The 14,772-nt window shown below is 68.3% G+C and carries 12 protein-coding genes, 1 tRNA gene and 1 other RNA gene; 3 read left to right on the top strand and 11 right to left on the bottom strand.

The window, feature by feature from the left end:
• Window positions 1-25: 25 nt before the first annotated feature.
• From AA983_RS10130 to AA983_RS10125, 3 genes are all read right to left on the bottom strand, one after another.
• Window positions 26-1,240 carry an MFS transporter gene (locus AA983_RS10130; RefSeq protein WP_047312230.1) on the bottom strand — a complete coding sequence of 405 codons (1,215 nt, stop codon included), beginning with the start codon at window positions 1,238-1,240 and terminating at the stop codon, window positions 26-28.
• Between the two features lie 85 nt (window positions 1,241-1,325).
• An RNA gene (rnpB, locus tag AA983_RS14915) (RNase P RNA component class A) lies at window positions 1,326-1,695 on the bottom strand.
• A 24-nt stretch (window positions 1,696-1,719) separates the two neighbouring features.
• Window positions 1,720-3,189, bottom strand: a complete 1,470-nt coding sequence (locus AA983_RS10125; RefSeq protein ID WP_047312097.1) for an RNB domain-containing ribonuclease — start codon at window positions 3,187-3,189, stop codon at window positions 1,720-1,722.
• Window positions 3,190-3,293: 104 nt separating this feature from the next.
• Between AA983_RS10125 and AA983_RS10120 the strand changes: the two genes are divergently transcribed.
• Entirely contained in the window at window positions 3,294-4,052 is a 759-nt protein-coding gene (locus tag AA983_RS10120; protein WP_047312096.1) for a YaaA family protein, read from the top strand.
• Between the two features lie 5 nt (window positions 4,053-4,057).
• Window positions 4,058-5,146 carry an SLC13 family permease gene (locus AA983_RS10115; RefSeq protein WP_052947055.1) on the top strand — a complete coding sequence of 363 codons (1,089 nt, stop codon included), beginning with the start codon at window positions 4,058-4,060 and terminating at the stop codon, window positions 5,144-5,146.
• 13 nt (window positions 5,147-5,159) lie between these two features.
• On the opposite strand, the gene AA983_RS10110 is transcribed toward AA983_RS10115, so the two are convergent.
• The 7 genes from AA983_RS10110 to AA983_RS10080 all read right to left on the bottom strand — a co-directional run bounded on the left by AA983_RS10110 (window position 5,160) and on the right by AA983_RS10080 (window position 10,446).
• Entirely contained in the window at window positions 5,160-6,353 is a 1,194-nt protein-coding gene (locus AA983_RS10110; RefSeq protein ID WP_047312094.1) for an O-succinylhomoserine sulfhydrylase, read from the bottom strand.
• A 155-nt stretch (window positions 6,354-6,508) separates the two neighbouring features.
• Complete coding sequence (locus tag AA983_RS10105) at window positions 6,509-7,720, bottom strand: bifunctional RNase H/acid phosphatase (RefSeq protein WP_047312093.1); 1,212 nt, start codon at window positions 7,718-7,720, stop codon at window positions 6,509-6,511.
• A 92-nt stretch (window positions 7,721-7,812) separates the two neighbouring features.
• A complete protein-coding gene (locus tag AA983_RS10100) occupies window positions 7,813-8,550 on the bottom strand; it encodes a zinc ribbon domain-containing protein (protein WP_047312092.1) in 738 nt (245 codons plus the stop codon).
• Window positions 8,547-9,398, bottom strand: a complete 852-nt coding sequence (locus tag AA983_RS10095; protein WP_047312229.1) for a Nif3-like dinuclear metal center hexameric protein — start codon at window positions 9,396-9,398, stop codon at window positions 8,547-8,549. The genes AA983_RS10100 and AA983_RS10095 overlap by 4 nt, the downstream gene beginning before the upstream one ends.
• 1 nt (window position 9,399) lies before the next feature.
• Window positions 9,400-9,472 (bottom strand) — tRNA-Val (locus tag AA983_RS10090).
• A gap of 75 nt (window positions 9,473-9,547) precedes the next feature.
• On the bottom strand, window positions 9,548-10,000 hold the full coding sequence (locus AA983_RS10085; protein WP_047312091.1) for a peroxiredoxin: 453 nt from the start codon (window positions 9,998-10,000) through the stop codon (window positions 9,548-9,550).
• 26 nt (window positions 10,001-10,026) lie between these two features.
• A complete protein-coding gene (locus AA983_RS10080) occupies window positions 10,027-10,446 on the bottom strand; it encodes a DUF3052 domain-containing protein (RefSeq protein ID WP_082128838.1) in 420 nt (139 codons plus the stop codon).
• 281 nt (window positions 10,447-10,727) lie between these two features.
• Here AA983_RS10080 and aceE point away from each other — a divergent pair, with 281 nt between their 5' ends.
• Window positions 10,728-13,490: a pyruvate dehydrogenase (acetyl-transferring), homodimeric type gene (gene aceE / locus AA983_RS10075; protein ID WP_047312089.1), complete on the top strand. Its 2,763-nt coding sequence runs from the start codon at window positions 10,728-10,730 to the stop codon at window positions 13,488-13,490.
• Window positions 13,491-13,575: 85 nt separating this feature from the next.
• Here the strand turns inward: aceE and AA983_RS10070 are convergent, their stop codons facing one another.
• On the bottom strand, window positions 13,576-14,700 hold the full coding sequence (locus AA983_RS10070) for a glycerophosphodiester phosphodiesterase (RefSeq protein ID WP_082128852.1): 1,125 nt from the start codon (window positions 14,698-14,700) through the stop codon (window positions 13,576-13,578).
• Window positions 14,701-14,772 lie beyond the last annotated feature (72 nt).

The raw sequence follows: 14,772 nt of genomic DNA, 5'->3' as shown, positions 1-14,772 counted from the left end.
CTACTGACGCTGTCTGACCCGGTTCTCACCCGGCAGGAGCCTTGCTCTCCGCGCTGCTCGGCACCTCGAAGGTCCGCATGCTGCGGATGAAGAGAGGTACGACGGACGCGACGAGCAGGAAGCACGCTCCCACGACGATGACCGGACGGGCTCCGTAGGCGGCGGCCAGGGGCGCCGCCAGCATCGAGCCGAGCGGCAGCGCGACGAAGGACATGAGGATGTCCCACGAGTGCACGCGGCCTTGGAGCTCACCCGGCACGGCATGTTGGATCGCCGTTTCCCAGTGCACGTCGTAGAACAGCAGTCCCGCGTAACCGATGGCAGCGAGTACCGCGATAGGCCATACCGAGTGGAACACCGCGAAACTGAACGCCCACAGCGGCATGAGGATGAGCGGTGCCCAGCCGGTGAACAGCGGACGTTTGAGATGAATGCGCGCCCCGAGCGCAGCGCCGAGAAAACCGCCGAGCCCCTCGGCAGCAGCGACGATGCCGACGGCGTGTGCGCCCCCGAGTTCCGACGCGACGAGCAGCGGGGCGAGCACGAGCACCGCGCCGTTGCCGATGTGGTAGAAACCCGCGGCCAACAGGCCCCAGAGCAGCCACGAGCGCGAGCGCACGGCGCGCCAGCCCTCCACGAGCTGCGCTGTGAACGCCTCGGATCCTTCCGTCCGCACGATGTCGACCGGGCGCGCCCAGGCCAGCACCGCGGCGAGGGAGACCACGAACGTCACAGCGTTGAGGGTGAACCCGAAGGCCGGCCCGGCGAATCCCACGGCCGCGCCGCCTGTCACGGGTCCCAGCATGAGCATGAGCTGACGCAGGCTGGTCAGCGTGCCGTTCGTGCGTTGACGCTGATCGGCGGGAATGACGGCTCGTCGCCACGTCATGAAGGCTGGCCCGAAGAAGGCGCCCGCCGCTGCACTGACGAAGGCGCACACGATGACGAGCGGCGTCGACCAGGCGCCGAAAACAAAGGCCGCGGCGAGCACCGCCGCCGAGATGGCCCTCACGACGTCGGTGAGAGCCATGATGAGCCGCGGCTGCACCCGGTCGGCCCACACTCCGCCGAAGAGCGTGAACACCAAGCGTGCGACGGTGGTGGCCGTGATGGCGGCGGCCATCTGGCCCGCACTTCCGTGGGCGAGAACGATGGCTACCGGCAACGCGACCACCTGGAAGGCGTCGCCCAGCCAGCTCGCCACCTGGCCGGCCAACACGCCCTGCGTCCGTCTCTCCACCCACGAAGTGTGCCGCATGCGCGCCGACCAGGCGGTACTGCAAGGAAGTCACCGACAGTTCGACAGTGCGCTGCGGGGAGATGGTGGGATGAGCCGGCCTGTAAGCCGGGTTGTGTTCCGCGCACCGTCACCGGTGTCGCTTCGGCGATCATCCATCTAGGCCGCGCATTGCTGCGTGGCTCGAGCAATCTACCCGTGCGCTCAGCGGGCAGCTTCGACGCGCACTGTTCGATCTTGCTCCGGGTGGGGTTTACCGAGCCGCTCCAGTCACCTGGAGCGCTGGTGGTCTCTTACACCACCGTTTCACCCTTACCGCGCACGAAGCGCGGCGGTCTGTTTTCTGTGGCACTGTCCCGCGGGTCACCCCGGGTGGCCGTTAGCCACCACCCTGCCCTTCGGAGCCCGGACTTTCCTCGGCGAAGATGAATCTTCGACGCGACCGCCCGGCCGACTCATCCAAGGGGCAACTCTACCGCCGGTCAGGAGGCGGCCTCGACCACCTCGAACGTGAGCTTGCCGCCCATGATGTCGGCGTCCGTGAGGCGCACCGTGCAGGTCTCCCCTGCGGGCGGCGCGGTAGCGCCCTCGGCGGCACGGGCTGGTGCGACGACAGCGTGGTCGACGAGTTGGACCGTCACACGTCCGCCACCCTTGCCCTCCTTGTCGGGGCCCTCGACAACGAGCGCGCCGAATGTCTCGCCGACGGAGGACGACAGGGCAGCTGCCTCCACGCGGTCGACGCAGGCGCGGTCGATCTTTCCGGCAACCTGGTCGCTCGAACGCATGATCTCGGGCAGGTCGGGCAGTGCCTCGCGGGCCCAGGCGGGCGCCTCGCGTCCGTTTGCGAGCGCCTCACAGATGACGAGCCCGAATCGGTCGACGAGGCGGCGAAGCGGCGCCGTCACGTGGGCGTACGGCGCGGCGACGGCGGCCTGCTCGGTGATCTCGGGGGTCGTGCCGTCGAACGGCGTGTAGGCCGCCCCGCGGAACAACGTGACCGCCTCGTGGATGAGCGCGAGGTGACGCGGGTCGTCCCGGTCGAGACGGCGCAGGAATGCGCCGTAGGTCTCGTCCTTCGCCCACACGAGCCCGAGGCCCTTGGCCTGGAGGCGGAAGCGTTCGACGTCGCGAGGATCGGGCTTCGGCATGGTGCGCAGGATGCCGACGCCGCCGTCGAGCATCATGCGTGCCGCCACCATGCCGGTCATGAGTGAGATCTGCGCGTTCCAGTCCTCGCTGGGCACGGGCGGACGGAAGTGCACCTCGTACCGGCCGGGCTCGGGCTCGCTGACTTCCTGGTCGGGCATCGGCAGCGAGGCTCCGCCGCGCTCGAGTTCGAGCGTGGCGCGCAGCTCTCCGATGCGCTTGAGCAGGGCAAGACGCGGGTCGTCGCTGCCGGAGTCGACCGCGCCCTGAACGCCCCGGTAGTCGAGACGTTCGACGCTGCGCACCTGGGCGCGGTAGAGCGTCGCGTCGGTGACCTCACCGCGGGCGTCGAGCGTCATGTCCCACACGAACGCCGAGCACACCTGATCGGGCAGAAGGCTCGCGGCGCCCTCGCTCAACTGGCTCGGGTGCAGCGGGATGCGCACGTCGGGCATGTAGATCGTCTGGCCGCGACGGCGGGTCTCGGCATCGAGGTTACCGCCGGGACGCACATACAGCGGCACATCGGCGATGGCGTAGCGCACCCGGAACCCATCACCGGCCTCCTCGAGATGCATCGCCTGGTCGAGGTCCATCGACCCGACGGGGTCGATCGTGAAGAACGGCACGGCCGTTTCGTCGCGTTCGGGCATTTGGACCGCAGCCATCGCCTCGCGGGCCTCCCCGACGGCGGCCTCGGGGTAGTCGAGGCTCAGTTCGTACTCCGCGCGCAGGGCGTCGAAGGAGCGAGCGAGGTCGCCGCCGGTGTCACGGCTCGGCCAGAGGATGCGGGTCTTCGGCATGGCCCGAGCCTACAAGCGCACGTCGACGAGAGGCACGCTCCACGCGCGTTGTCCGGCCCGGAACGACTGCTGCGCCGAACGAGGATCGGGCTACGCTGGCCCGCGTGATCGTCCTCCTGCCGCCGTCGGAATCGAAGGCCACGCGCAGGCGTGGCGCGCGCCTCGACCTCGCGAAGCTGTCGTTCCCCGAGCTGACCGAAGCCCGACAGCAGGTCGCCGCAGCGGTCAGCGAGGTGAGCGCGCGCGACGAAGCGCCCGAGGTGCTCGGGGTCTCCCCCAACCTTGCCGACGAGATCGCGCGGAACACCCGACTCTTCGATGCTCCGACGTTGCCCGCCGGGCAGCTCTACACCGGCGTGCTCTACGACGCGCTCGGGTTGTCCGACCTCGAAGGCGCCGACAAGGCGCGGGCGACGCGGCGCGTCGTCATCTCCTCGTCGCTCTACGGCGCGGTCCGTCTCGGAGACCGCCTCGCGCCCTACCGCCTGTCGATGGGGGTCAATCTTCCTCCGCTCGGTGCCCTCGCCGCGCACTGGCGCTCGGTGCTCGACGCGCCGCTGAGCGAGGCCGCAGGCAAGGGCGTCGTCGTGGACTGTCGATCCTCGACGTACGCCGCCTCGTGGAACCCGAGTGGCGAGCTCGCGCGCCGCTGGGTTCACATCCGCGTTCCCGGCGCCACGCACATGGCGAAGCACACCCGCGGACTCGTGACCCGAGCCCTCGTCACGGATGCGCGCGACCCACGCACCCCCAAGGCGCTCACTGCCCAGCTGGCCGAGACGTTCGACGTCGACCTCCACGAAGCGACGTCACCGTCGAAGCCGTGGATCCTCGACGTGAGCGTGCGCGAAGCCACGGCTTGACCGGCGTGGACGTCGACGCCGCACTGGAGCTGCTCGCTCGGGTCCCGAGCGTTCTCGTCTTTCTCGCCGCCCTGACGGTCGTGGCGGAGTGCGCGTCGATCGCTGGCCTCTTCGACCTGCTCGGCACGAAGGTGGTGGCCCTCGCCCGCGGGCGGACCGCCCTCGTGTGGGTGCTGTTCATGACGACGGCAGTTCTCGTGACGGCCTTCCTCAGCCTCGACACGACGGCGGTTCTCATGACGACGGCCGCCGTCGTGGTCGCGCGGCGTCTCGACCGCCCCGTCGCATTGTTTGCCTTTCCGACGCTCTGGATCGCGAACATGGCCTCGCTCTGGCTGCCCGTGTCGAACCTGACGAACCTGCTCGCCCGGGACGTCCTGCCTCACCCCAATGCGCTCGGGTTCCTGGAGGAGGCGTGGCCCGTCGCGCTCACGACGACGCTCGTGCCCCTTCTCGTGGCGGCCGTCGTCTGGCGGGCCTCACTGCGCGGCACCGCGGTGGCCCCTGCGGAATCGACGCCCCCACAGCCTGCCCAAGACGGCGTGCTTCCCGCAGTCGGCACGCTCGTTGCTTGCATGTGCGTGTCGATCCTTCTCGTCGAACCCGCCGTGGCTGCATCCGTCGCGGCGCTCTTGTGTGTCGCCGTCATCGCCATGAGGCGCCGAAGCACCCTCGCCGAGATCGAGATCCCGTGGCGCAGCCTCGCCATCACATCGGCCCTGTTCGTCACCGTGGCGCTCGTTCACAGTTCCGGGGTCCTGCGTCCCGCACTGGGTTCGTTGGGCGACGCTCCCGCGTGGACGCTCACGGCCGCCGGAGCGCTCGTCGCGAACGGGCTGAACAACCTTCCGGCCTACCTCGCGCTCGAGCCCGCCGCCCACGGTGAGACGGATCGGGTGCTCGCGCTCCTCGTGGGCGTCAACGTGGCGAGTGGCATCACCTGGTGGGGTTCGGTGGCCACGCTCCTGTGGTGTGACCGTCTTCGCCGTGCCGGTGTCCGGATCAGGTGGGGAACCCACCTTCGGCTGACCGGCCTGGCCACGCTCGTCACGACGCTCGCTGCAGCCGGAGTGCTCGAGCTCGTCAGCCGCTGAGCTACAGCGTGCGTCAGTTCGGACCGAACGCCACCGTGAGGGCTCGCTCGAGATCTGCGGCGAGGTCGCCCGCGTCCTCGAGGCCCACGGACAGGCGCACCGTGCCGTCGGTGATGCCGATGGCAGCGCGCGCCTGCTCGCCCATGCGGCGATGGGTCGTCGTGGCGGGGTGAGTGGCCATCGACTTGGAATCGCCGAGGTTGTTGGAGATGTCGACGATCTCGAGAGCGTTCATCAGGGCGAAGGCCTCGGCCTTGCCGCCGTCGATCTCGAACGTCACGACCGTGCCGCCGCCCCCCATCTGCCGCTTCGCCAGCTCGTGCTGGGGATGTGAGGGGAGGAAGGGGTAGAGCACGGTGCGCACTCGGGGGTGCGCTTCGAGCTGTTCGGCCAGACGCAACGCCGCTGCGGCCTGCGCCTCGACGCGTAGACGCATCGTCTCGAGCCCCTTGAGCAGCACCCAGGCGTTGAACGCCGAGAGTGTCGGCCCGGTGTGACGCACGAGGTTCTGCACGGGCCCGTCGATGAACTCCTTCGGCCCGAGGATCGCCCCGCCGAGCACGCGGCCCTGGCCGTCGATGTGCTTGGTGGCCGAGTAGACGACGATGTCGGCGCCGTGTGCGAGCGGCTTGCTGAACACGGGCGTTCCGAAGACGTTGTCGACGACGACCTGCGCACCGGCGCCGTGCGCGAGGTCGCAGACCGCTCGCATGTCGACGAGCTCCTGCATCGGGTTGCTCGGCGATTCGAAGAACACGGCGGTGGTCGGCTCGGCCAGCGCCTTGCGCCACTGCTCGAGGTCAGGTCCGTCGACGAAGACCGTCTCGACGCCCCACCGCGGCAGGATCTCGTCGAGGATGACGAAGCACGAGCCGAAGAGCCCCCGCGAGGCGACGACGCGGTCGCCGGCGCCCAGCAGCGCGGCGAGGGCCGTGAACACCGCCGACATGCCCGATGCAGTGGCGGAGCACGCCTCAGCCCCTTCGAGGGCCGCGAGGCGCTGTTCGAGCATCGCTGTCGTCGGGTTGCCGTACCGGCTGTAGACGAACCGCTCGCTCTCCCCGGCGAAAGCGGCCTCGGCGGCTTCGGCGCTGTCGTAGACGAAGCCGGAGGTGAGGTACATGGCCTCGGCCGTCTCCTCGAAGCCGCTGCGGGCCAAGCCTGCTCGGACAGCGAGGGTGTCGGGGCGAAGGGTGGGCTCACTCACCGGATGCTCTCCTTCCCACGGGCAGGTTTACTGCGCGTGGTACGTCGGGGAAGCCGGGCGGACCCAGCTGTTTCCATAACGCAACCTTATGAAGAAGTGTCTGCTTCGCTATCTCGCCCGCTTCGATGTCCAACCGGTGGACGATGGCGGGGGGCTCAGCGCAGGTGGTGCGTGTCGTTGGTGAACGCGACCTGCGCGTTCCCGTCGCGCCACACCTCGATACCGGTGAGCGAGCCCGGTGCTGCCGCGAGCCTCCACGCCGCATCGATGTCGAGCCCGAGCACCGCCGAGAGCACCGACATGATGGCGATACGGTGCGTCATGACGACGACCGCTCCCCCGCGCTCCACGGCGCGCTCGAGCGCGTCGGAGATCCGCGCGTCGAGCTGTGCGCGCGTCTCACCGCCGGGGGCGCTGTACGTGGCGTCATGGCGCAGACTCGACAGCCCGGCGGCGTCCCGAGCGTGGATCTCCTTGAAGCTCAGGCCGTCCCACTCGCCGAAGGCCTGCTCGTCCCAATCCTCGTCGACCTGCGCCTGCACGCCCAGCGCCTTCGCGACCGGCGCTCCGGTTTCGATGGCCCGCGCGAGCGACGACGTCACGACGCTCACGGTCTCGGCGCCTGAGACGAGCGCGCCGACGGCCCGCGCGACGCGCTCCGCCTGGTCGCGACCGGCCGCGTTGAGCGCGGGGTCGGCGCCGCCACGGCCGTCGAGCTTTCCGCCCGTCGTGAAGTCGGTGACGCCGTGACGCACGAGAACGATGCGGGTCGGCTTGCCGAGGTCGGGTTTCGACGTCACCGGGGCGACGGTCTCGGCTTCGCGCTCGGTCGTGTCCGGTTCGCTCGTGCCGCCCGGGGCCTCGTCCTTCGTTGCTCCGCCAGGCGCGCCCTCATCGTCGGTCTCACTCGTCGAATCGTCGGGCTGCCACGCGTCGCGACGCACGGTCACCCCGTCCATGCCGTCGTTCGACAGCTTGTCGGCAGCCTTGTTCTTCTCGCGCGGGATCCATTCATAGGTGACGGCCCCGCCGGCACTGGCGATCTCGGACGAGATGGTGCGCGCTTCGGCGGCGAGACGCTTCATGTCTTCGTGCTTGATCTTCCAGCGACCCGACATCTGCTCGACGACGAGCTTGCTGTCCATGCGCACCGTCACTGCCGCGGACGGTTCGTGGTCGCGTACGGCCCGAAGCCCCTCGATGAGGCCGGTGTACTCGGCGACGTTGTTCGACTCCTTGCCGAGCGGCGCAGCCCGCTCGGCAAGCACCTCCCGCGTCTCGCCGTCCCGAACCAACGCGCCGTATCCGGCAACACCAGGATTACCGCGCGACCCTCCGTCAGCTTCGACAATGAGGCGTCGTGTCATGGCGAGATCCCTTCGGGGTCAGCGTTGTTCAGCGACGCGAGGCGTCGGTCAGAGACAGGGTCGGGTCGAGGGGGCGCCCCTTCCGACGTGCGTCAGACGTCGGATTCGGCCGTGCGCACGAGAATGCGGCCACACTCGTCACAGTTGACGACCGTGTCGGCCGAGGCCGCCTTGATCCGGGCGAGGTCACTCGCGTTGAGCTCGAGGCCACAGCCCATGCAGCGACGTCCGTGCAGCGCGGCGGCGGCCACACCGCTACGCGCCCGGATGCGGTCGTACTCGGTCAGCAGTTCGGCGTTGATCGTGGGTGCCATGTCGGCGCGCTTGCTCGCGACCTGGGCCCGCTCCGCGTCGAGCTCCTTCGAGTCCGCGGCCATCGCGTCCTTGAGTTCCTTGACCTTCACCTCAGCGGCGTCGGCGGCCTTGGTGAAACCGTCGAGGCGCTCACGCAGTTCCTCGGCACGCTCCATGATCTCGAGTTCGGTGTCCTCGAGAACGCTCTGGCGACGGGCCAGGGTGTCGAGCTCGTGCTGGAGAGCCTGAAGGTCCTTCGCCGTGCCCTGACCCGCGTCGAGACGCTTTCGGTTGCGCGCAGCACGCTCACGCACCTGCTCGACGTCGGCCTCGCTGCGGCTGATCTCGCGTTCGACGTCCGACACGGCGGTCTGAGCGAGAACCATCTCCTCCGTCGCGGAGTCAGCGGTGGCCTTCGCCTCGGCGAGCTCCTTGGCCTGCGGCAGGTTGGCCAGACGGTGGTCGATCTGGTCCAGACGCGTGTCGAGCTTCTGCAGGTCGAGCAGCTTCCACTGCTGCTGAAGTTCTGCCTTCACTGCTGTTCTCCTTCGCTTGTCGAGACCAAGAAGTCCCAAGGGTCGGTGCGGCGGCGCGAGACGGCCACCTCGAGGTCGGCGCCTTCGGCGGCAACGGCGTCACGCAGGCGTTCACTCGCGTGCTCGAGCCACAGCCACTCACTGGCCCAGTGCCCGGCGTCGACGAGGAAGAGCGGCTTCTCGGCCGCGTCCTCCTCGCGCGATTCGATGGCGGGGTGGTGACGCAGGTCCGCCGTCACGTAGACATCGGCTCCGGCCGCACGGGCGGCGCCGAACTCACCGTCACCTGCGCCACCGAGCACGGCGACGCGGGCGACTTCGGCGTCCGGGTCACCCGAAACCCGCAGGCCCACAGGAGCGGGCGGCAGTTTTGACGCGAGGCGTTCGCAGAAGGCACGCAGCGTCATCGGTGACTCCAGGTCGCCGACCCGGCCGAGCGGCTGGCCCTCGGTCTCGACGAGCGGCTCCACGCCGCTCAGGCCGCACGCGACGGCGAGCGCGTCGTTGACGCCGGGCGTCGCCACGTCGGCGTTCGTGTGCGCGGCATACAGCGCGACATCGCCGACGACGAGAGCCGTCACAGCGCGGCCCTTGCCGCTCGTCGTGGCAACGGACTTCACGCCGCGCATGAGCAGAGGATGGTGCGTGACGAGCAGGTCGTACCCGCCGTTCACGGCCTCGTCGATGACGTCGAGGGCAGGGTCGACAGCGAAGAGCACTCGCTCGATCGGCTGCGCCGGGTCGCCCGTGACCAGGCCGACGGCATCCCACGACTGAGCGGTCGACGGCGGATAGAACCCGTCGAGGATTCGCGTGACCTGCGCCAGCGTCGTGGTGGAGTTGTTCATGTGGGCCCCGCCGGGATCGAACCGACGACCGACGCGGTGTAAACGCGTTGCTCTACCAGCTGAGCTAGAGGCCCCGAGCCCGGTTGGTTGCTGCGGGCACGAAGGGCAAGCCTACCCGTCGCGTGCCGCCCCACCGTCGGGCCTGCTCGTCAGAGCGCTTCGAGCGCGCCCGTGAAGTCACGCGCCTCACCGGGGCCGTTGACGAGCGACCAGCGCACCGTCATGTCGGCATCGACGAGGAACGTTCCACGAATGGCGAATCCGGCGTTCTCGTCGAAGACCCCGTACGCCTTCGCAACCTCGCCGTGCGGCCAGAAGTCCGAGAGCAGCGAGAAGTCGTAACCCTGGTCCTCGGCCCACGCGCGCTGGGTGAACATCGGGTCGCAGCTGATGCCGACCACGCGCACGGAGGCGTCGTCGAAGCTCGGCATCGTGTCGCGGATGGTGCACAGCTCACCCGTGCAGATGCCCGAGAAGGCGAAGGGGTAGAACACGATCAGCGTGGGCCGCTCGGTGACGATCTGCGACAGCGTCACGTCCTCACCGAATTGGTTCTTGAGCGTGAAGTCAGGAGCCTTGGAACCCTCGGTCACTGTCGTCATGGTTCGTCCCTTTCGTCGGTGCGCGATCAGCGCTGTTTGGCCGTGCCGCCCTGCACGAGCTTCGTGCCGATCCAGTCCTCGCCGACCTTGAACGTCGAGCTGGCCTTGAGGCCGGCCGTCGTGGCCGCTTCCTGGATGTCGGCGGCGTCGACGTTCTCGGGGCTGCCGACCTTGGGAACGATGAGCAGGACGAAGCCCTTCTCCTCGAGGGTCGCGAGCGAGTCGACGATGTCGTCGGTGAGGTCGCCGTCACCGTCGCGGAACCACAGCAGAACGGAGTCGACGCTGCCGTCGTAGTCCTCGTCCTCGATCTCCGAACCGACGATCTCGGCAATCGCATCTCGCCACGATTCCTCGACGTCGTCGTCCCAGCCGATCTCCATGACGACGTCGTCAGCGGAAAAACCGATCTTGGCCGCCGGATGTGCCCCTGCGGTCTGGTTCACGTGGTGCGTCCTCTTTCTTGCTCCGGGGCGCATGCGCGCGTACCCCTTGACGATGTTCCCTCGGGCAGTTCGCCCGAAGGTGCTTTCAGGTTAGTCCACAAGGTCGCGACGCACATTGCAAGGTGGTGTGCCGTTTACGGAGTTGTCGCACGCCCAACTCGCAAGGGAATTCGTACCGATCAGTAGCCCTCCCCGGTTTCCCACGACGCGCCTTTCGGGGGCAGGATGGGGGCAGTGGCGCGTGCCAGGTAGCGCCGACGAAGAAACTGAAAGGACGCACCGTGTCCCTTGATGAAGCCGGCCCGATTCTCAATGGCATCCCGAGCCAGTTGCCGGACGTCGATCCGGAGGAGACCCAGGAATGGCTCGACTCTCTCGACGGTGTCATCGACGAGCAGGGCCGTAACCGCGCCCGCTACGTCATGCTCAAGCTCCTCGAGCGTGCCCGCGGCCAGCAGATCGGCGTGCCGTCGCTGACCGCGACGGACTACATCAACACGATCGGCCCCGAGTCCGAGCCGTGGTTCCCGGGCGACGAGGACATGGAGCGCAAGTACCGCGCCTGGATCCGCTGGAACGCTGCGGTAATGGTGCACCGCGCGCAGCGCCCCGACGTCGGCGTCGGCGGCCACATCTCCACGTACGCCTCGGCCGCGACGCTCTACGAAGTCGGCTTCAACCACTTCTTCCGCGGCAAGGACCACCCGGGCGGCGGTGACCAGATCTTCATCCAGGGCCACGCCTCCCCCGGTATTTACTCGCGCGCCTACCTCGAGGGTCGCCTGAGCGAGGAGCAGCTCGACGGCTTCCGTCAGGAGAAGAGCCACTTCATCGACGGTGAGCCCGCCGGTCTGCCGAGCTACCCGCACCCGCGCAACATGCCGGAGTTCTGGGAGTTCCCGACGGTGTCCATGGGCATCGGCCCGATGAACGCCATCTACCAGGCCATGGTCAACAAGTACCTGCACAACCGTGGCCTCAAGGACACGTCCGAGCAGCACGTGTGGGCCTTCCTCGGTGACGGCGAGATGGACGAGGTCGAGAGCCGCGGCGCCCTGCAGTGGGCAGCCAACGAGGAGCTCGACAACCTCACGTTCGTCGTCAACTGCAACCTGCAGCGCCTCGACGGTCCGGTGCGCGGTAACGGCAAGATCGTCCAGGAGCTCGAGGCGTTCTTCCGCGGCGCGGGCTGGAACGTCATCAAGGTGCTGTGGGGCCGCGGGTGGGACCCGCTGCTGGCCCAGGACCGCGATGGCGCGCTCGTCAACATCATGAACAAGACGCGTGACGGCGACTACCAGACCATCCGCGCCAACGACGGCGCGTTCGTGCGTGAGCACTTCTTCGGTCAGGACCCGCGCACGCGCAAGATGGTCGAGAGCTGGTCGGACGACGACCTGTGGTGGAAGCTCAAGCGCGGTGGCCACGACTACCGCAAGGTGTATGCCGCCTACAAGGCCGCCACGGAGCACACGGGCCAGCCCACCGTCATCCTCGCGCACACCATCAAGGGCTACTCGCTCGGCACGCACTTCGCGGGCCGTAACGCGACGCACCAGATGAAGAAGATGACGCTCGAGGACCTCAAGATGTTCCGCGACTCGCTGCAGATCCCGATCAGCGACGAGGAGCTCGAGAAGGACCCGTACCGTCCGCCGTACTACCACCCGGGTGAGGACGACCCGGCGATCCAGTACCTCATGGAACGCCGCGCCAAGCTCGGTGGCGGACTGCCGTCGCGCAAGGGCCGCTCCGGTGAGCTGACGCTGCCGGGCGACGAGGCCTACAAGATCGCGAAGAAGGGCTCCGGCAAGCAGGAAGTGGCCACGACGATGGCCTTCGTGCGCATCCTCAAGGAGCTCATGCGCGACAAGGAGTTCGGCAAGCACATCGTGCCGATCATCCCCGACGAGGCGCGCACGTTCGGTATGGACGCGTTCTTCCCGACGGCGAAGATCTACAACCCGCACGGTCAGCACTACCGCTCCGTCGACGCCGAGCTCATGCTCGCCTACAAGGAGTCGCCGCAGGGTCAGCTGCTTCACCTGGGCATCAACGAGGCCGGTTCGGTGGCGGCGTTCACCGCCGTCGGCTCGGCGTACGAGACGAACGACGTGCCGATGGTGCCCGTCTACGTCTTCTACTCGATGTTCGGTTTCCAGCGCACGGGTGACTCGATCTGGGCGGCTGCCGACCAGATGGCTCGCGGCTTCCTCATCGGAGCCACCGCCGGTCGCACGACGCTGACGGGTGAGGGTCTGCAGCACGCGGACGGTCACGGCCTGCTTCTCGCGGCGTCCAACCCGGCGATTCGCGCCTACGACCCGGCTTACGGGTACGAGATCGCGCACATCGTCCAGGACGGCCTCAACAAGATGTACGGCCCGAACGCCGAGAACGTCATCTACTACCTCACGGTCTACAACGAGCCGCTCGTGCAGCCGGCCGAGCCGGAGAACGTGGACGCCGAGGGCATCCTGCGTGGCATCTACAAGCTCAAGGACGGCTCGTTCGACGGTGTCGGCGAAAACGCTCCGCGCACGCAGCTGCTCGCTTCGGGCGTCGGTGTGCCGTGGGCTCTCGAGGCCCAGGAGCTGCTCAAGGACGACTGGGGCGTCGTCGCCGACGTGTGGTCGGTGACGTCGTGGAACGAGCTGCGTCGTGACGGTCTCGAGGCCGACGAGCACAACTTCCTCCACCCGGACGAGGAGCGTCGCGTCCCGTACGTCACGCGGAAGCTGCAGGACGCCCCCGGGCCGGTCATCGCGACGTCCGACTCGATGCGTCAGGTGCACGACCAGATCCGTCAGTACGTGCCGGGCGAGTACCACTCCCTCGGCGCCGACGGGTTCGGTTTCTCCGACACCCGCGCTGCGGCTCGTCGCTTCTTCCACATCGACGGTCCGTCCATGGCCGTGCGCGCACTGCAGTCGCTGGCCGACCGCGGTGAGGTCGACAAGGACGTGCCTAAGCAGGCCGCCGAGAAGTACCAGCTGCTCGACGTGCGTGCCGGAACCTCCGGCAACGCCGGCGGCGAGTCGTAGACCGACACCGCCAGAGCAAAGCGAGGGGGCCGGTCACCGCTGAACTGCGGTGACCGGCCCCTTCGTGTACCGAGGCGGACGCGCGTCAACGCCGGCTGAGGTACCTCTCGCGTGCGAGAACGGCGATGTCCGGCATGTCCGAGAAGATCCCGTCGATGCCGGTGGCGTACAGCTTGTCGAGATAGTCGACGACCCGACCGAAATCGCCGGGGTTGCTTCCGTTGCGCAGGTCCGCGGGCAGGAAGTCGTTCTCGGCCCGCACCGTCCACGGGCACACCTGGAGGCCGACCGCGTGGGCATCGCGAACGAGAGACGTCGCAGCACCGAGGGTATTGTCCGCGTTCCAGGCGATGACCTGCTTGACCGACGGCCCCAGACCGTCGAGCAGGTGTGCCCACTCCCGCAGCCCGGCCGGTGACGTCAGGTGGGCGTAGGAGCGCTTCTTCGGGTCGGCGAAGGGGCCGCCCTTCGCGTCGGTCAGGAAGACGAGTGGTGCCTTCACCTTGAAGCGAGTGCGCAGGTCGAGCAGGTTCTGCAGTTCGAACGACTGGATGAAGATCGGGGCACCGGGCCGGTCGAGCCCGTAGGTGCGGATGAGCGGGACGAGCTTCTCCTCGAGTGGCTTGCCCTGCGCGCGAAAGTACGTGGAGTGCTTCGTCTCGGGGTAGACGCCGATCGTGCGCCCGAGCTCGCGCTCCAGTTCACGGCGCAGCTTGAGCACCTCCTCGAACGTCGGCACCTGCCACAGCCCGTCGTAGATCGTGTTGTGCTGACGCAGCTCGGGCAACCTCTCCACAGCGCGCAGCGTCCGGAGCTCGGCGAGCGTGAAGTCCTCCGTGAACCATCCGGTGACCGGTTTGCCGTCGAGCGACTTCGTCGTCTTGCGCGAGGCGAACTCGGGGCGCTTCGCGACATCCGTCGTGCCCGAGATCTCCGGCTCGTGGCGTACGACGAGCACGCCGTCCTTCGTGATGACGAGGTCCGGTTCGATGATGTCGGCACCCATGCGTGCCGCCAGACGGTAGGCCTCGAGTGTGTGCTCGGGGCGGTAGCCGCTCGCTCCGCGGTGTCCGACGACGTAGGGCTTGCGGTAACGCGCACCGTGTCCATGACGTCGATGACCGGAGGTCGTGGAGGCCTGTGCGGCATCGCCCAGAGCGAACGTCGCCGCCGAGGCGGTGGTGAGTGACAGGAGTGATCGTCGCTTCATGAAGGCCATGAGACCGCCCCGGTGTGATCACGGCGCGTCGGGGAAGTGAACAGGGAACGAACCGGGGAACCC

Source organism: Dermacoccus sp. PE3, from assembly GCF_001021715.1.
GTDB lineage: Bacteria > Actinomycetota > Actinomycetes > Actinomycetales > Dermatophilaceae > Dermacoccus > Dermacoccus abyssi.
This window is presented reverse-complemented; position numbering and strand designations above follow the sequence as displayed.